At 31.2% G+C, this 18,447-nt stretch carries 13 protein-coding genes and 1 tRNA gene; 8 read left to right on the plus strand and 6 right to left on the minus strand.

Features of this window, described 5'->3' with window-relative positions:
* Position 1: 1 nt before the first annotated feature.
* A tRNA-Gln gene (locus AC28QF_RS09960) sits at positions 2-73 on the minus strand.
* A 182-nt stretch (positions 74-255) separates the two neighbouring features.
* Here AC28QF_RS09960 and AC28QF_RS09965 point away from each other — a divergent pair.
* Positions 256-3,375, plus strand: coding sequence for a glycosyltransferase family 117 protein (locus tag AC28QF_RS09965; protein ID WP_488201855.1), 3,120 nt, complete (start codon positions 256-258; stop codon positions 3,373-3,375).
* Positions 3,376-3,549: 174 nt separating this feature from the next.
* Here AC28QF_RS09965 and AC28QF_RS09970 read toward each other — a convergent pair whose 3' ends face one another.
* The gene (locus tag AC28QF_RS09970; protein ID WP_488201854.1) at positions 3,550-3,843 is read right to left on the minus strand and encodes a thioredoxin family protein; all 294 of its coding nucleotides are present in this window, start codon (positions 3,841-3,843) and stop codon (positions 3,550-3,552) included.
* Positions 3,844-3,928: 85 nt separating this feature from the next.
* Positions 3,929-5,152, minus strand: coding sequence for a metallophosphoesterase (locus tag AC28QF_RS09975; protein WP_488201853.1), 1,224 nt, complete (start codon positions 5,150-5,152; stop codon positions 3,929-3,931).
* A 105-nt stretch (positions 5,153-5,257) separates the two neighbouring features.
* Here AC28QF_RS09975 and polA point away from each other — a divergent pair, with 105 nt between their 5' ends.
* Both polA and AC28QF_RS09985 read left to right on the plus strand, forming a co-directional pair.
* Positions 5,258-8,098, plus strand: coding sequence for a DNA polymerase I (polA, locus tag AC28QF_RS09980; protein WP_488201852.1), 2,841 nt, complete (start codon positions 5,258-5,260; stop codon positions 8,096-8,098).
* A gap of 12 nt (positions 8,099-8,110) precedes the next feature.
* Entirely contained in the window at positions 8,111-8,500 is a 390-nt protein-coding gene (locus AC28QF_RS09985) for a hypothetical protein (RefSeq protein ID WP_488201851.1), read from the plus strand.
* 28 nt (positions 8,501-8,528) lie between these two features.
* On the opposite strand, the gene AC28QF_RS09990 is transcribed toward AC28QF_RS09985, so the two are convergent.
* Both AC28QF_RS09990 and AC28QF_RS09995 read right to left on the minus strand, forming a co-directional pair.
* Positions 8,529-10,124, minus strand: a complete 1,596-nt coding sequence (locus AC28QF_RS09990; RefSeq protein WP_488201850.1) for an Ig-like domain-containing domain — start codon at positions 10,122-10,124, stop codon at positions 8,529-8,531.
* Positions 10,125-10,176: 52 nt separating this feature from the next.
* Complete coding sequence (locus AC28QF_RS09995) at positions 10,177-10,869, minus strand: ComF family protein (RefSeq protein ID WP_488202422.1); 693 nt, start codon at positions 10,867-10,869, stop codon at positions 10,177-10,179.
* 52 nt (positions 10,870-10,921) lie between these two features.
* Here AC28QF_RS09995 and AC28QF_RS10000 point away from each other — a divergent pair, with 52 nt between their 5' ends.
* From AC28QF_RS10000 to AC28QF_RS10020, 5 genes are all read left to right on the plus strand, one after another.
* The gene (locus tag AC28QF_RS10000; protein WP_488201848.1) at positions 10,922-11,518 is read left to right on the plus strand and encodes a class I SAM-dependent methyltransferase; all 597 of its coding nucleotides are present in this window, start codon (positions 10,922-10,924) and stop codon (positions 11,516-11,518) included.
* 6 nt (positions 11,519-11,524) lie between these two features.
* Positions 11,525-12,427: a hypothetical protein gene (locus AC28QF_RS10005; protein WP_488201847.1), complete on the plus strand. Its 903-nt coding sequence runs from the start codon at positions 11,525-11,527 to the stop codon at positions 12,425-12,427.
* 43 nt (positions 12,428-12,470) lie between these two features.
* Positions 12,471-13,370: a hypothetical protein gene (locus AC28QF_RS10010; RefSeq protein ID WP_488201846.1), complete on the plus strand. Its 900-nt coding sequence runs from the start codon at positions 12,471-12,473 to the stop codon at positions 13,368-13,370.
* 99 nt (positions 13,371-13,469) lie between these two features.
* Positions 13,470-15,011: a glycine--tRNA ligase gene (locus AC28QF_RS10015; RefSeq protein WP_488201845.1), complete on the plus strand. Its 1,542-nt coding sequence runs from the start codon at positions 13,470-13,472 to the stop codon at positions 15,009-15,011.
* An 86-nt stretch (positions 15,012-15,097) separates the two neighbouring features.
* Positions 15,098-15,334 carry a hypothetical protein gene (locus tag AC28QF_RS10020; RefSeq protein ID WP_488201844.1) on the plus strand — a complete coding sequence of 79 codons (237 nt, stop codon included), beginning with the start codon at positions 15,098-15,100 and terminating at the stop codon, positions 15,332-15,334.
* A 77-nt stretch (positions 15,335-15,411) separates the two neighbouring features.
* Here AC28QF_RS10020 and AC28QF_RS10025 read toward each other — a convergent pair whose 3' ends face one another.
* Positions 15,412-18,273 carry a TonB-dependent receptor gene (locus tag AC28QF_RS10025; RefSeq protein ID WP_488201843.1) on the minus strand — a complete coding sequence of 954 codons (2,862 nt, stop codon included), beginning with the start codon at positions 18,271-18,273 and terminating at the stop codon, positions 15,412-15,414.
* Positions 18,274-18,447: the final 174 nt, after the last annotated feature.

Genomic DNA, 18,447 nt, shown 5'->3' on the forward strand with positions numbered 1-18,447 from the left:
GTTGGCCTACAAGGACTCGAACCTTGAATGTCGGTACCAAAAACCGGTGTGTTACCAATTACACCATAGGCCAATAACTTATTGCGGGTGCAAATATAATACAAAGTTTTATTTCGGCAAATTTTTTCTGCTTTTTTTCATTTAACACAATTTTATATCAACTTTTTATTCGTTAACTGTCTCAAAATTATATTTTTGTTTTTAGTAAAAAACCAACAGTTATTAATACTTTCGTACTTTATTATACAGAAAACTATGAACGAATTTAACTACAAAAAATGGAATGTCCTTTTAGGATGGTTTTCATTTGCCGTGGCACTAATTACATATACACTAACCTTAGAGCCTACAGTTAGTTCTTGGGACTGTGGAGAATATATTTCTACCGCAGTAAAACTAGAGGTTGGGCATCCACCAGGAGCACCGTTATTTCAAATGCTAGGCGCATTCTTTGCTATGTTTAGTAACGACCCAAGTCAGTGGGCAAAAATGGTAAACTTCATGTCTGGCTTAGCCAGTGCATTTACAATTTTATTTATGTTTTGGACAATTACCAACTTAGCTAAAAAAATGGCTATTAAAAATGGTAAGTTCAGTAAAAGTGAAGCTATTGCCGTTTTAGGAAGCGGATTAGTAGGTGCTTTAGCTTATACATTTTCTGATAGCTTTTGGTTTAGCGCCGTAGAAGGTGAAGTGTATGCGATGTCTTCTTTTTTAATGGCCTTGTTATTTTGGTTAGGATTAAGATGGGAAAGTGAAATAAATACACCTAGAGGAAACAAATGGTTAGTAGTAATTAGTTTTGTGGTAGGACTTTCATTCGGGGTGCATATTTTATCACTTCTAGTAATTCCATCTATTGTTTTATTATACTTCTTTAAAACTTATAAAAACATCAACATAAAAACAACTGCAATCGCAACACTTATTTCAATACTTGTTTTAGCTTTTGTTTTTAAATTTCTATTTCCGTTTACACTTAAATTCTTTAGTGTTTCTGAATTGTTTTTTATCAACCAAATAGGATTACCATATAATACAGGTACCATTGTTGCTGGTATTGTTCTAATTGCCTTGTTTTTCTTCGGATTAAAATATACGCGTACAAAAAACTTAGTAATGGCAAACACTCTTGTGCTTTCTGTACTATTTATTATGATTGGTTTTTCGTCTTGGCTAATGCTACCAATTCGTGCAAATGCCGATACGGTTATTAATGAAAATAACCCGTCAAGCGCACGTGAACTATTAGCTTATTACAACCGTGAACAATATGGTGATGCGAATGTTTTTTATGACAAATATTATTCTGTTTCTTACGACAGAACGCAAGATGCAGATCAACCGTATAAAGATGACAAACCTAAATATGAAAAGAAAGACGGAAAATATGTTATTGTAAATAAATACAAGAACGTATTGCCAAACTACTCTAGCAAACACAAAGGTTTTATACCTCGTATGGTAAACCCTGCGTCCGAAAAAGAATACAAAAGAATTGCCGGAATTCCTGCGAGAAGTAAAAGACGACCTACGTTTGTAGAAAACATGAAATTCATGATTGATTATCAATTCGGATACATGTACGGGCGTTACTTTATGTGGAACTTTGTAGGAAGACAAAACGATGCACAAGGACATTTAGATATTGAAAATGGTAATTGGTTAAGTGGAATCGATTTTATTGATGAAATACGCTTAGGATCGCAACAAAACCTACCAGACGACATTAAAAACAACAAAGGACGTAACAAATACTTCTTTTTACCCTTAATTTTAGGATTAATCGGGTTGTTTTATCAATCTAAAAAAGATAAAAAGAATTTATACACCCTTGCGCTATTCTTTGCTTTTACTGGTTTTGCTATTATATTTTATACCAACCCAAAACCTTTTGAGCCTCGAGAACGTGATTACGCCGTAGTAGGTTCATTTTACGTATTTGCTATTTGGATAGGTTTCGGAGTATTCGCGTTGTATGATTACCTGAAAAATTACGCAAACAAAAGAACCGTTGCCATTGCCGTTTCTGTCGTTTCACTACTAGCCGTTCCTTTTTTAATGGGAGTTCAGAACTGGGATGATCATGATAGAGGTGATCGTTATGTTTCTCAGTTAAATGCACAAACGTATTTAGAAAGTTGCGACCCGAATGCTATAATTTTTACTATTGGAGACAATGATACTTTTCCGCTTTGGTACATGCAGCAAGTGGAAGGAGTTCGTAGAGATATTAAGATTGTAAACACCAGTCTTTTTCAAACAGCTTGGTATATCGACCAGATGAAAAAGAAAACCTATGAGGCAGATCCTATTCCGTCGCAATTAACACACGATCAATATAAATACGGAACTTTAGACGTTGCTTATTATTACCCACTACCTCAATTAAAAGATTCAATTCTTCCTATTAAAGATTTTATGCGATGGATTGCAAGCGATAATGATGCTACATACATAGAAGTTGCTGAAGATTCTAAAGATAAATTTTATCCAACCAACAGTATTAGAATTCCTGTAAACAAAAAAAATGTTTTAAAAACAGGATTGGTAGCACAGAAAGATGCTGATAAAATTTTAGACTATATAGATATTACTGTTGATGAACAAGGTTTAACCAAAAACAGAATCTTAATGCTTGATATTTTAAATAATTTCGATTGGAAACGCCCAATTTATTTTACCGGCGGTGCTAATGCTGATGAAGAATATATCTGGTTAAAAGATTATTTACAGTTAGATGGAATGTCGTACAAATTAGTACCGATTAAAACATCTAACAAAGGAAGATCAATATTTGACATGGGACGTATCGATCCTAAAAAAATGTATGAAAACGTTAAAAAATGGGATTGGAAAACCATAAATAACGGTGAAATTTATTTAGACGAACAAAGTAAACGTAACGCAATATCTATTCGTAACAACTTAATGCGTTTATCTGAAGAGTTCTTAAAAGAAGGTGATTCTGTTAACGCAAAAGATGTATTAGATTTATCATTATATAAAATGCCAATAAACGATTTTGGACATTATAGTATTTCTTTAGGATACCCTGAGTTATATTACCGCATAGGAGATAAAGACAAAGCACGTGAAACTGCGGAAACATTAATAACTATTTTTCAACAAAAATTAAAGTATTACAGCACTTTTAAAGATAGTGATGTTGATTTAATTCTTGATAATTTAGAAACTAATTTATATATGTATCAAAATATCATACAACAAGTTACGAGGTATGATACAGATATAGACTATGGTAAAAAAGCTTTTGAAGGATATTTAAATCATGCGCGTTTATTTAAACACTTAATGTCTGATGAAGAGGAACAAGAACAATTTCCGCAAGAATTAGACACTATTAAACCTTAATTTTCAAGGTATACTTTATAAAAAAGCAGCGCGACTAAATTTAGTCGCGCTGCTTTTTTTTATAAATATCTTATATGTATTTTCTAATAAGATTACAGCAATAAATACCGTATCGTTCTCACGATAGTTAAGAAAATAATTGTTTTAAGAAAATATTAAGTTTAAAACAACAACTTAAACGTACTGTTGCACTAAACCAATTAAAGTATTGGCATCTTGCTCGCCCGTTTGGCGCCACATCATCTCTCCTTGTTTATAAATCATAAACGTAGGATTTCCTTTAACGCGTAAAGCTTCTGCTAAAATTTCGTTCTGTCTGATATCAATCTTTATTACTTTTGCTTTATCTCCTAAAGCTGCAGCAACATCACGAAGCGTATCTAAACTAGGCTCTAGCTCACTCCAATCAGTGTAAAAATCTATTAAAACTGGCTTATTTATACTTATAATTTCACCAAACTTCGTCATTCTATATAATTTTTATATGTAATAGTAAACAAAATTACTGTTTTTTTTCTAATTAGATATTAACATTTGTTAAAAACCCTGAAAATCAACTTTTTTTAAGTTCAATTACAGTAATTTCTGGCCAAATACCCACTCTACCAGGAAAAGCGTGATAACCAAAGCCTCTGTTTACGTTAATATAACGATCAAACTCCTTGTATAAACCAGCCCATTGTTTGTAAACGTATTGTGAGGGACTCCACTTAATCCATCCTGGTATTTCAATTCCGAATTGCAAACCATGGGTATGACCACTTAATGTTAACTGATAATTAAAATCGTCTTTCTTCACCTTATATTCCCAATGGCTCGGGTCGTGGCTCATCAATATTTTAAAATCGTCTTTACTTATTCCTTCGGATGCTTTTTTAAGATCACCAGCTTGATTGAAACCTTTTCCCCAATTTTCTACACCAACCAAGGCTATTTTTTGTCCGTCTTTTTCTATATATTTATTTTCATTCAATAATAAATCGAACCCAATTTTTGGATGCAACTCCTTTATCGCATTAAAATTTGCAGCTTTATCTTCATCACTTTTCCATTTAGAATAATCTCCGTAATCATGATTTCCTAAAACAGCATACTTACCAACCGGAGCATCTATTTTCTTAAAAACGTCAATCCATTCATCCATTTCGTAAGCAAAATTGTTTACAAGATCTCCTGTAAATAAAATCATATCCGATTTTTGCTCGTTTATTAAATCCACTCCGTAAGATATTTCTTCTTTATTTGTAAAACTACCCGAATGTATATCTGTTATATGTGTAATTGTAAATCCGTCAAAAGCTTCTGGCAGATCTTTAAATGATAATTGGTATTTTATCACTTTATAATTATACTTCCCTCTAAAAATACCATACAATATACTTGCAAACGGAATTGCAGCAATACCCAATGCCAATTTAGCTACAAAAGCCCTTCTACCTGCTAAAGGTTTTGTTTCTGCAGATGATAAAAAAGAAATTCCTTTTCCTATCAATCGTACTAAATCTTCACCAATCATAAAGATTAAAATAAACAACTTAGGCAGTAACACAACCAGCAGCGCTCCTACTGCCCATTGAAATTGCGGAGTTTGCCCAGAGCTTCTATCCGAAGAAAATACTACATAAAAAAAATTAATATATGCTAACGAACCTAAAAGTAGCCATCCATAACGAATAAACTTGTTTTTAGTTACCGCTTTAATTGCCTGAAAAGCATAGGCTTCAAAAGCAATAATTAATAATGAAATAATTATAATTGATAGCAACCAACGAGACATATTTATTTTTTTTAAAGTCGAACAAAGATAGGTTGATTATTGAAAATCAATTTTTAACATCTTGTTAAAGTTTCGTAGTTTTACATTCTTCAATTATAGAAACAAATGGCAGACCAAAAACGACTTTTTTTACTAGATGCTTTTGCATTAATATTTAGAGGATATTACGCTTTTATAAAAAACCCACGAATTAACTCGAAAGGAATGGACGTTTCTGCAATTTTGGGTTTTACAAATTCGTTATTAGATGTTATAAAACGTGAGCGCCCAGATCATTTAGCAGTATGTTTTGATCGCGGTGGATCGGTTGCCAGAGTGGATGCTTTTCCTGAGTATAAAGCCAACAGACAAGAAACACCTGAGGCAATAAAAATTGCGGTTCCGTATATCGAAGAAATTTTAAAAGCAATGAATATTCCTTCTATTATAAAAACAGGATATGAAGCCGATGATATTATTGGAACTTTAGCTAAAAAAGCCGAAAAAGAAGGTTATAAAACCTATATGGTAACGCCTGATAAAGATTTTGCACAATTAGTTTCTGAAAATATTTTTATGTATCGACCTCGTTTTGGTGGTGGATATGAAACTTGGGGAATACCCGAAGTACAGGAGAAATTTGGCGTAGAAAGACCCGAACAAGTGATTGATTTCTTAGGAATGATGGGAGATTCTGTTGATAATATTCCCGGATTGCCTGGTGTTGGTGAAAAAACAGCTAAGAAGTTTTTAGCAAAATATGGCTCAATGGAAAATCTGCTTGCAAACACAGCAGATTTAAAAGGTAAAATGAAAGAAAAAGTAGAGGCGAATGCCGAACTTGGAATCTTATCAAAAGAATTAGCAACGATTATGTTAGATGTTCCTGTTGAGTTTCATCAGGAAGATTTTGAAATGTGCCAACCAAATATCGAAGCAACTAAAGAAATTTTCACCAATTTAGAGTTCCGTCGTTTAACGGATAATTTCTTAAAAGCTTTTGGAGTTACCGAAAATACATCCGAAGTAAAAAAAGAAGAAAAAACAACTGCGAAACCTAAAAAAGTAGCTGATAAGAGTACCGCTGGGCAATTCGATTTATTTGCTGCTCCAGGTGCCGGAACTATTACCGAGGTTGAAATTGCTTCTGGTTATAAAAACATTAACAACACCAAGCATCTTTATCAGCATGTAAATTCTCCTTTATCAAGAAAGCTATTACTTAACAAGTTAATGCAACAAGAATCTGTTTGTTTTGATACAGAAACTACAGGTTTAAAAGCCTTAGAAGTTGAATTAATCGGGATTTCTTTTTCTTGGGAAATTGGCAAAGGATATTATGTTTCTTTTCCAGAAGATCAAGAAGAAACAAAAGCAATTTTAGAAGAGTTTCGTGCGTTTTTTGAAACCTCAACAATTGAAAAAATTGGCCATAATTTAAAATACGACATCAAAGTTTTATCAAACTACAATATTCCTGTAAAAGGAAAATTATTTGATACCATGATTGCGCATTATCTTATAAACCCTGATATGCGACACGGAATGGATATTTTAGCAGAAACCTATTTAAATTATCAGCCTGTTCCTATTACAGAATTGATTGGTAAAAAAGGGAAGAATCAACTTTCTATGCGAACTGTTGACATTGCCAAGCAAACCGAATATGCCGTTGAAGATGCCGATATTACTTTGCAGTTAAAAGAACATTTTACAAAAGAGTTAGAAAGCGGAAATGTTACCAAACTATTTAATACGATTGAGACTCCGTTAGTTTCGGTTTTAACAGCGATGGAAATAGAAGGAATCAACTTAAATGTTCCTTTCTTAAAAGAGCTTTCTGTTGATTTAGCGAACGATATTGAGCGTTTAGAAAAAAACATTTACGAACAAGCTGGCGAAGAATTTAATATTGCTTCACCAAAACAATTGGGTATTGTTTTGTTTGAAAATATGCAGTTGGTAGAAAAGCCTAAAAAGACAAAAACAGGGCAATATTCTACTGCCGAAGATGTGTTGTCTTTCTTAGCAAAAGAACATCAAATTATTAGAGATATTCAAGAATATCGTCAATACAAAAAATTACAAAGCACTTATGTAGATGCTTTACCAAATGAGATAAATACCAAAACTGGTCGTATTCATACTTCATACGCGCAAGCAGTTGCAGCAACAGGAAGATTGAGTTCTAACAACCCTAATTTACAGAACATTCCTATTCGTACAAAACGCGGACAAGAGGTTCGTAAAGCTTTTATTCCTAGAGATGAAAATTATGTATTAGTTGCTGCAGATTATTCTCAAATTGAATTGCGAATTATTGCTGCTTTAAGTGAAGAAGAAACCATGATTGAAGCCTTTAAAAATGGCGAAGATATTCACGCTTCTACCGCTGCAAAAGTTTTTAATGTTCCGTTAAGTGAAGTTACTCGCGAACAGCGAAGCAATGCAAAAACAGTAAATTTCGGAATTGTATATGGTGTTTCTGCCTTCGGATTAAGTAATCAAACCGATTTATCTCGTAAAGAGGCAAAAGCGTTGATAGATACGTATTACGAAACGTATCCAAAATTGCGTAATTACATGGCAGAACAAGTAGATTTTGCTCGTGAAAACGGCTATGTAGAAACCGTTTTAAACCGTCGCAGGTATTTAAAAAACATCAATTCTCAAAATGCCATTGTTCGTGGTGCTGCAGAACGTAACGCAGTAAACGCGCCTATACAAGGAAGTGCTGCCGATATTATTAAATTAGCCATGATTAACATTTACAATCGATTTGAAAAAGAAGGTTTTAAATCGAAAATGCTATTACAAGTGCATGATGAATTGGTTTTTGACGCGCATAAAGATGAGTTAGAAATTATTAAACCAATTATTAAAGAAGAAATGGAAAATGCCTTTAAAATAGCTGTTCCTTTAGATGTTGAAATTGGTGAAGGAAAAAATTGGCTACAAGCACATTAATTAAGAAAGAAGATGGAGTTAGATTATATAGAAAATGTAAATGGTTTTGATGAACATGTTGTTCGTTTATACAATTTCGACAAAACCGAGGCGATTAAATTTAGAGATTTAATTAAGGAAACTGTTATTGAAAAAAGACAAAAATTAAATTTAGCTGAAGTTGACTTCATAGAACCTCGCAATTGTAATTTAATTTTCGGTTTGTTTAAATCTGACGAAGGAATACTTACGAAAGACAGTGAAACGTTTTTCTGCGTATTAACTTTAAACGGATTTAATACGATGCTAAAACTAATAGAACCTTATTGCAATAAAGACTCAAGGAGTTATCAATATTTATATGATATTGATAATCCGACTGAATTATTGTTTTGCCCTAGTGCAACGTCTTATGATGAGTAAATAAGGCATTAAAAAATTAACGAAGAGTTTATTTGATAATAAACTCTTCATTCTGAATCCAATTTGCTCTAAGCTTAAAAACTGTTTCGAAGTAAATTACTTGTTCTGGTTGTTTTTTTGACAAAAAACTACCAGTATCCCAAACACGATTATTATTTTCATCAATAATTGCTCTAACTGTATATTCTTTTGGATCTAGTAAGTTGAATTCGACTTTCTCAGAAGATGAAATATATCTTGTTTTAACAACCTTTTTATTATTTAAAAGTTGAATTATAACAGGATGCTTTGTTTCTTTTTTCACCTCTAAAATTATGCTTCCATAATCTTCAACAGTAAGTGTTTTAAATTGATAGTTTAATGTGTCGTTTGTTGTTTCATATAAATCGATAATTCCTTTCGGTAAAACATCAAACTTATAATTCATTTTAGGCGTTTTTTTAAACAAAACAGCCAACTTATTTATCGTTTGCTTTTTCACATCAAAATTTACATTCACTGTATCTTTATCTACTAATGAAAATTTAGATTTATCTAATGAAACAATTGGATTATTACTATTTAAAAATAGGGTATCATTTAAATGTAAATTTATACCTACAGTTGATGATATACTTAAAGAATCTATTTTATTTTTACGCAAACGAACAGTAACAGTATCTATAAATTTCTTATTACGAACTATAAAGTTTAAAGAATCTTGTGCTACAGGTGTAAACCAATAATTAAGCGTGTCTTTATCTTTTTCGAACTCTGAAAACGATTTAAATGTTTCTGGAACTGCAGACAGCAACTCGATTTTCATCTCTTCTCTTTCTCCTTCATAACCAAATTGTATTTTGCCTTTTACAACTTCTTTTCCTCTTTTAAATTCATAAGGTTGTAACTCTTTAAAAAGACGGATTGGTTTGGTTATCAACGTATCTTTTGGCAAAGAAATAGTATCCGTATAAAAACCTAATTCATCTGTTTTGCTATTAAAAAGATAATCGCTTGATGCTTCTTTTAGCGCTAACAACAAATACTTTCCGTCACGCAAATTGGTGAATTCAAAATTAGTAGAATCTAACGTACTAGTAACATAATTTGGTTTTTCCTTGTAAACAACCGAATCGTTGTAAATACTATCTAATCGATATAATAAAACAGATATATTTTTTAATTTCTCTTTTTTAAACGAACCCGAAACTGCTCCTTTAATCTTTAAAGAATCTATATAATTCCCTGTAGAAAACACATATTTAAAACTTTCTAACTTGTTATTTTCGTTGTTATCTTGAACTGCGTTTCCAAAATTAAAAGTATAGGTTGTATTTGTTCTTAAAGTATCTAAAATTTCAATATTAATAGATTTGCTTGGCGTTCCTTGCGGTGTAATTACTGGTGGATATTTTAAGGGCGGAGAAACCACTAATTGCTTCGTTAAATCTTTTAAAACGATATATTCATCAAATTGAATTTTAATGTTTTTTTTATCAAAATTAATCGTTTCATAAGGCGGATTCGCAGTCATCATAATTGGTGCATCTTCATCTTTTGGGCCACCTTCGGGTCTTCCTTTTCTTGCACAACTTAATATGATTACAGATACTAAAACGACTAAAAATAATAACTTATTTTTCACAAATTGATTGTTTAATTCCAACATCAAAAGTACTAAAATAACAGCAACAAAATCAACCTTTTTTAGTATATGCCATGGTTGCAATACTAATGGTAATATTTTTTACTTTTAATAATTCGCTACAACAAGCAACTAAAGTTGCGCCTGTAGTTATTACGTCATCTATTAAAAGAATGTGTTTGTTTTCAAAAATTTTAAAATCTATCAATTTAAATTTTGTTTTAGAATCTGAAAAGCGCTCAAAACGATGTTTAAATGTTTGTGTTTTTGCGATGGATGACTTAATTAAAATCTCTTCTTTATATTCAACATTTAAAATACCACTTAACGTTTCTCCAAATTTCGTGAGTTGATTATATCCTCTCTTTTTTAGCTTTTTTTTATGCAGCGGTACCGGAACAATATAATCAACATCTTTAAAAACACCTGACTCTTTTAATCGAACACCAAACCATTTTGCAATAAAAGTTCCTATTTCTGGTTGGTTTTTGTATTTTAATTCGTGAATGATTTTTTTTGCAATTCCATGTTTTTGATAATAAATAAAGCAACGCACTTTGTTAATTAGCACTTTACCGTAAAAAGGAGCTAATAGCGTGCTATTTACATGCTCATTATCTTCAATAATTGGTATTTCATTACTACAAAATGCACATAAATATTTTTCGCTTTGCAATAAATTCACAGTGCAATTAACACATAAATTAGGATAAAATAAGTAGAATATATCTTTTAAATATTGCATCTTTACCAGCACTTTTAGTAGAAATATACAAAAAACATTATAAAACATTATTTTGGGTAAAAAATTTAACTTTTTTAAAGAAGCTGTTAAAAACTACAAAACATCTGGTTCGGTTGCTCCTAGCTCTAAGTATTTGGCTAAAAAAATGCTTAAAGAAATTAATTTTTCTACAGCTAAAGTTATTATAGAGTTAGGACCTGGTAACGGAGCAATAACAAACTCAATTTTAAACAAAATTGAACCTAACACTGTTTTAATTTGTTTTGAAATTAATGATGCCTTTTATAAAGAATTAAAAAAAATTAAGCACCCACAATTAATTGTTATAAAAGCTTCTGCAGAAAACATGCGCGAAGAAATTGAAAAATTGGGTTATAGTGAGGCAAACTACATTGTTTCTAGCCTACCCTTAACCATAATACCTAAAAAACTTTCTAATAACATTTTACTAGAAAGCTATCAAATTTTAAATAACAACGGTTTATTTATTCAATACCAATATAGTCTTACATATTATAAAAAACTAAAAAATGTTTTTGGAGATAATATTCAACTTAGTTTTGAGCCACTTAATTTTCCTCCAGCGTTTATTTACAACTGCGTAAAAAATAGTATATTAGCGCCGAACACAACAAATTGTTCATCATAACCCCAAATGATTCCCAATTCCAAAATAAAGAATAATGGCTTTGTTGCTTTTTTACTTCTATTAGTAATTGCTATTGGCTTATTATCTTATCAAAACGCTAGTGAGTATTCTGAATTAAAAGATGTTTTTAAATTAGAAAAAATAGAGCTAGAATCTGAATTAAATAGCGTTATAAAAAATTATGAAAATGCTATTTATCAAAAAGATGATATTTCTTTAGACCTAAGAGATAAGCTTCATAAAATAATAAAATTCAAAGACACCATAAATAGCTTAAAAACAACAGATTATGGAATGTTTCGACTATACAGAAAACGTATTTCTGGTTTAGCAAAACAAAACAAAATTCTTTTTAAACATATAGATTCCCTTAATGGAGTAAATAATCAATTATTAACAAAAAACGATAGTGTTAAAGATATTTTAATTCTAAAAGAAGGCTTATACACTCGGTTAAAAAATAAAAATCAATCACTAGATTTAGAAAAGAAAGTCTTAAAAGAAAAAATTGCAATTGCCGAAATTATAGAAACTTCATCAATAAAAGTATCAGCAATGAAAAAGAGACGTAGTGGCAAACATACATCTACCTCTTACTCAAGTAAAACAGATGCTTTTAAAATAGAGTTTAGCTTGCTTGAAAATAATATTATTAGTTCAGGCGACAAATCTATTTATATACAAATTGTTAATAATGATAAAGTTATTGCTCCTGCAGAAGAAATAAAATTAAAAAACAAAGAAAACATACTTTGCAACGATAATTTTAAAGCTAAATATCTTAATAAGCAATTATCCATAATTTCATTTATTGATGTAAATAGAAATTTGATAAACAAAGGCTCTTATAAAATAAATGTTTTTGTAGACGGTGTTTTTACTAATAATACATTTATAGAGCTTCGATAAAACAATATAAAATTAAAAAACCATAACTTTAATCCCCCTGATTATGACCCCAAAAAAAAGAAAAAGCACCTTAATTGTGGTACTTTTAGTACTTATTTTATTTTTAACGATATATTCTTTACAAAAATCTAACCAATACAATAACCTTGAAGAAGTCTTTGAACAAGAAAAAGCTGATTTAGAAAAAGAATTAGATGAAATGATTAAAGATTATACGGATGTTATTGTTCGTAAAAAACGCCTTTCTACAAGGTTAAGAGTTGAAATTGTTAAGATGAATAATTTACGTGATTCAATTAAAAACCTACAGATAGATAAGTATAGCTTGATCAGAAAATACAGAAAAAAAATTAGCAGCTTAGAGCGTGAAAACCGAAACCTATTTGTAAAAGTAGACTCTCTTAGTACTGCCAACCAAGTATTATCTCAAGAAAATATAATTACCAATGAAATTTTACTTCAAAAAGAAACAATAAATACTTCTTTAACAGAAAAAAATAAAGAATTAGAAGAAAAACAAAAAACACTTGAAACTAAAATTGCTATTGGTGGAGTCATAAAAACAAGTGCTGTTAAAGTTGAAACTTTAAAAGAACGTAGCAGCGGAAAGTTAACCTCAACATCAAGATCAAACAGAACAGATGCCTTTAAAATAAACTTCGATTTATTAAAGAATGTAGTAGCGTATGCTGGTGAAAAATCTGTTTATATTCAAATTATAGATAAAAACAAAAATGTTGTAGCTCCTAAAGGAATTACGAATTTAAAAAACGGAGGTAAGATTCAATATTCTGATTCAATTGAAATTAATTACAACAATGATCGATTAAGTCTTGTTTCACTTATTTTGGTGAACAGAGACGATATTAACAAAGGCGAATACACTGTAAGTGCATTTGTTGATGGTGTATATTCTGGTGCTACAACTGTAAGTTTAAAATAAAACACTTAAAAACCTTATTAAAAGTGAAGAATTCATTTAATTCTTCACTTTTTTCGTTTAGAATAGTATTAGTTAAAATCCTTATTTTATTTTTGCATTATGGCAAAACAAGAAGATCAATTTAAAAAAGTAGTATCGCACGCAAAAGAATACGGTTATGTATTTCAATCATCTGAAATTTATGACGGGTTAAGTGCGGTATATGACTATGCTCAAAACGGAGTTGAGTTAAAGAAAAATATTAGAGATTATTGGTGGAAAGCAATGGTGCAAATGCACGAAAACATTGTTGGTATTGATGCATCTATCTTAATGCATCCAACAACTTGGAAAGCTTCAGGCCATGTAGATGCCTTTAACGATCCTTTAATTGACAATAAAGACTCTAAAAAAAGATATAGAGCCGATGTTTTAGTAGAAGACTTTTGTCTTAAAATTGAAGCTAAAATTGAAAAAGAAGTTAAAAAAGCTGCCAAACGTTTTGGTGATACTTTTAATAAAGAAGAATTTATTGCTACTAACGGCCGAGTTATAGGCTATCAAGAGAAAATAAATACAATTTTAAGTCGCTTAGGTAAATCTTTAGAAAATGAAGATTTAGCCGACGTAAAATTATTAATTGAAGAATTAGAAATTGCTGACCCTTTAACTGGCTCTAAAAACTGGACAGAGGTTAAGCAGTTTAACTTAATGTTTGGAACAAAACTAGGAGCCTCTGCAGAAAGTGCAATGGATTTATATTTGCGTCCTGAAACTGCACAAGGAATTTTTGTAAACTTCTTAAACGTACAAAAAACTGGTAGAATGAAAATTCCTTTCGGAATTGCACAAACCGGTAAAGCTTTTCGTAACGAAATTGTTGCGCGTCAATTTATATTTAGAATGCGTGAATTTGAGCAAATGGAAATGCAATTTTTTGTAAAACCAGGAACTCAAAAAGAATGGTACGACCAATGGAAAGAAAATCGTATGAAGTGGCATTTATCTTTAGGTATGGGTGCTGATAATTATCGTTTTCATGACCATGAAAAATTAGCGCATTATGCCGATGCTGCTGCTGATATCGAATTTAAGTTTCCTTTCGGGTTTAAAGAATTAGAAGGGATTCACTCTCGTACAGATTTCGATTTAAAAGCACACGAAGAACATTCTGGTAAAAAACTACAATATTTCGACCACGAAGAGAACAAAAGTTACACACCATACGTAGTAGAAACATCTATCGGATTAGATAGAATGTTTTTAGCCGTATTCTCTAATTCTTTACAAGAAGAAGAATTAGAAAACGGTACCACAAGAACTGTATTAAAATTACCTGCTATTTTAGCACCTGTAAAAGCTGCAATTTTACCATTGGTTAAAAAAGATGGTTTACCAGAAGTTGCTCGTAAAATAATGGAAGATTTAAAGTGGGATTTTAATGTGTCTTATGATGAAAAAGATGCTGTAGGGCGTCGTTATCGTCGTCAAGATGCTAATGGTACACCTTTCTGTATTACTGTTGATCATGACACGTTAAATGACGATAGTGTTACGATTCGTCATAGAGATACGATGGAGCAAAAACGTGTTAAAATTTCTGAATTATCAGCAATTATAAAACAAGAAGTAGATGTAAGAAACTGGTTACAAAAAATGTAATCTTTAGTTCTTTTAAAATTTCAATAAGAAAATCCTAAACAATACGTTTAGGATTTTTATTTTTACAGCAATTAAATTTATCAATAATGAAAATTTTAATACGAATTTTATTTGTTATCTTTTTGTGTTGGATGGCTGTTGGAGCCTATTTACTAAACTCAGAACACGCAAAAGCACAAATTATAATGGGTTTAGGAGTTATCTATATGGCTTTTATATTAATGCCTGTGTTTATTTATTATAGGTATAGAGATAATAAATACAAAAAATATATTATCAACGATCAAAAAATAAAAGAGTGGATTGATAATAGTAACGAATAAAAAAAGGCTTCATTTTAAAAATGAAGCCTTTTTAATTTATGTATCTATAACACTATATGTGTTACATAAAATTATTCTTAGTTATTGATTGTCCAAGAAACAAAATATTGAGAACCTGTTGCTCCAACACCTGGTGCACTAAAGTATTCTTTACCACCAATATTAGCAGCTCCTATTTTGAATGCTGATTTAATAGAAGGAACTCTATAGCTAATTTGCGCATCTACAACAGTTCTAGCATCTACCATACCGTCATAAAAAGCAGACTCCCATAAGAATTCATCTTGCCATCTTACATTTACATTGAAACCTAAGTTTTCAATTAAATCTGTTTTACCGAACTGAAACTTAACTTTGTGTTCTGGTGTATTAAAACCAGCTTCAAAATCAGAAGATTCGTTTATATCAATTTTAGAATATGTATAGTTTAAACCTAAGTTAAATCCGTTTAATACTTTCGTATTTAAACCAATTGTAGCACCGTAAGAACTTACATCTTCTTTAGAATTACTATCTAAAGAAACACCTTTAAAATCTCCATTTTGTAATGCGATTAAACTAATTGGTGTACCTTCTGCACCTCCTAAAGGTCTTAAATCTGCTTGATCAGATAAATTTACATTTCCATATAATGGCGCTACTACGTTTTCAGCAGCAATAAAATCCTTATACTTATTATAATAAACATTTAAATCAATCGCAATTCCTTTTACAACACCTCTATATCCTACTTCAAAAGCAGTTACATGTTCTGGCTTTACAAAATCTACATCAGACTTTACTAAATCAGCTGGGTTACCAGTTGCTAAAAATGCTCCAATTGAAGCCACTGTCCAAGAGTTCTCATAAGCCATTCTACCTGTTAATGTACCTGTAGAACCAATCATAGAACCTGTAGTTCCATTAATATAACCAGCTAAACCTGGATTAATACCTAAATCAAATGGATTTGAAGTATATCTATCGATGTTATCTGGCGCTGTACCTAATAAAATACCACTACCAGCATCTAAACCAATATATTGATCTTGTGTTGTAGGGTTTCTAAAACCTGTTTGTACAGATGCTCTAAAGTTATGATTCTTATCTTCACCAGCAGCATATGCTAATGATAAACGAGGTGATACATTTCCGTCAAAGTTTTGAGCTTTGTCATAACGAGCAGAAGCTGTAACTTTTAAACGATCATCTTCTAAAAACTTCTTTTGAATTTGTGTATACAATCCAAATTCATCATAATCGATAGTACCATCATAATCAGTAAAAATTGTTCCACCTGAGTTTAATACATATTGTCTGTAAGAACCTCCTACTTGTACTTCTGCCCAATCAATATAATCTTGTAAATTTAAATTAGCATCTACATGGTATAATTTTGTTTGATCCTGAAACTTAGAACCTGTTACTAAAGAAGGATCCTGCTTAACTTTTTCAAAAGCAGCATCATACGCACTTGTCCCTGGCTCAAATCTTCCTGTATCAGCCGCTGCTCTTGCAATTGCATGAGCGTTAGGTGCTCCTGCTGCTGCTGCTTGAGCATAAGTACCAACATATTGTCCAAACCAATCTCTATCAGACTTCCATGCTCTGTTAATGTTTATTGCAGCAAAACGAGTATCGTAAGAGTCTCCTGCATCTTCAGCAGTCATATAACCACGTACAAAGAAACTTTTTCCTTTAAACTCTAATTTATGCTGTTGCATAAAAAAGTTTTGGATGTTATACCTGTTTTGTCCTTGGTAAATAGTATTACCTGTACCATACTTAGAGTTCCATATAATCTCTAAACGATCGTTACCCCAAGGTCTGTAATGTAATGAAGCACCAAACTTAACACTTTTTGCTTCGTTGGTCATTAAATCAGTATCATTATAACCTGTTCTACTTACCGACTGATCTGTTGGCACAAATGGTAATAAAAATGCTGGTATAATACCTCCATCTACTAATGACTGACCAACTGAAGCCATATTTTGAGAAACTTCATCTCCATATTTATTCAAACCATTGTAATTAGGGTTTGTTGTATGATCTAGAGAAGTTAAATCTGTTTCATCTCTATAATCAGTTGCATGCCATTCTTCACCTTTTAAGTAAGATAATGTTGCTTTTGCAGCAAATTTATCGCTAAAAACGTGTGCCATACGAATACTTGTGTCATAAAAAGTATTATCACCTGCAGCTTTTTGACTCGTCATACCCGATTTTATAACGTAGCTAATTCCTTGGTCATTAAAAGGACTCTTACTTGTCATAAACATAATACCATTAAAAGCATTTGCACCATATAATGCAGAAGATGCTCCTGGTAACAACTCTACTGTTTTTACATCTAATTCAGACATCCCTAAAAGGTTACCTAAAGCAAAGTTTAATGCAGGAGATGAGTTATCCATCCCATCTACTAATTGCATAAAACGCTCATTTGCAAAAGTTGCAAATCCACGAGTATTTACCGACTTAAAAGTTAAACTGTTAGAATTAACATCTACTCCTTTTAAGTTTTCTAATCCGTCATAAAAAGAAGGAGAAGAAGTGTTTCTAATAGCTCTAGCATCCATTCTTTCAACCGTAACTGGAGATTCCATAATACGCTCTGGCGTTCTAGAAGCAGAAACTACAACTTCGTCTAAAGAAGTAGCGTTTTCTGTTAAGCTAACCTCAACAACTTGGTTGTTTTTAGTTATTTTAACATTTTTTGACTGATACCCTAATGAAGAAACCTCTATTGTAAAAGGCGGAGTATCTGTAACTGTCATTGTAAATTTTCCATCGAAATCAGTAGATGTTCCTACAGATTTCCTTAAAACTTTAATGTTTGCTCCTGGTAGTCCTTCTCCAAGAGATGCGTCATTGATCGTACCGGTTATGGTAGTCTGAGCAACCATTGCCATCGTACCAAACAGTACAAATGCAACAAGTAATAGTTTTTTCATCATAATGTATAATAATTTGTTAACTGTAGCGAAAATACAATTTTTTTTTATTTATGAAATATTTAACCATCTTTTTATCAAATTACATGATTTAAAGTGTAAACTTTAAACATTTCTTAATTTTACTAATTTTTCTATAATCATGATTTAACATGTTTTTACAAATTGTATTTTTGC

Source organism: Tenacibaculum sp. M1.3A (assembly GCF_057732375.1).

What these genes read in the sequence shown, in the direction of transcription:
- AC28QF_RS10005 (WP_488201847.1), top strand. Translation starts at nt 11,525, where the DNA reads ATGATTCCCAATTCCAAAATAAAGAATAATGGCTTTGTTGCTTTTTTA.
- AC28QF_RS10025 (WP_488201843.1), bottom strand. Translation starts at nt 18,273, where the DNA reads ATGATGAAAAAACTATTACTTGTTGCATTTGTACTGTTTGGTACGATG.
- AC28QF_RS09975 (WP_488201853.1), bottom strand. Translation starts at nt 5,152, where the DNA reads ATGTCTCGTTGGTTGCTATCAATTATAATTATTTCATTATTAATTATT.
- AC28QF_RS09965 (WP_488201855.1), top strand. Translation starts at nt 256, where the DNA reads ATGAACGAATTTAACTACAAAAAATGGAATGTCCTTTTAGGATGGTTT.
- AC28QF_RS09970 (WP_488201854.1), bottom strand. Translation starts at nt 3,843, where the DNA reads ATGACGAAGTTTGGTGAAATTATAAGTATAAATAAGCCAGTTTTAATA.
- AC28QF_RS10020 (WP_488201844.1), top strand. Translation starts at nt 15,098, where the DNA reads ATGAAAATTTTAATACGAATTTTATTTGTTATCTTTTTGTGTTGGATG.
- AC28QF_RS09995 (WP_488202422.1), bottom strand. Translation starts at nt 10,869, where the DNA reads ATGCAATATTTAAAAGATATATTCTACTTATTTTATCCTAATTTATGT.
- polA (WP_488201852.1), top strand. Translation starts at nt 5,258, where the DNA reads ATGGCAGACCAAAAACGACTTTTTTTACTAGATGCTTTTGCATTAATA.
- AC28QF_RS09985 (WP_488201851.1), top strand. Translation starts at nt 8,111, where the DNA reads ATGGAGTTAGATTATATAGAAAATGTAAATGGTTTTGATGAACATGTT.
- AC28QF_RS10010 (WP_488201846.1), top strand. Translation starts at nt 12,471, where the DNA reads ATGACCCCAAAAAAAAGAAAAAGCACCTTAATTGTGGTACTTTTAGTA.
- AC28QF_RS10015 (WP_488201845.1), top strand. Translation starts at nt 13,470, where the DNA reads ATGGCAAAACAAGAAGATCAATTTAAAAAAGTAGTATCGCACGCAAAA.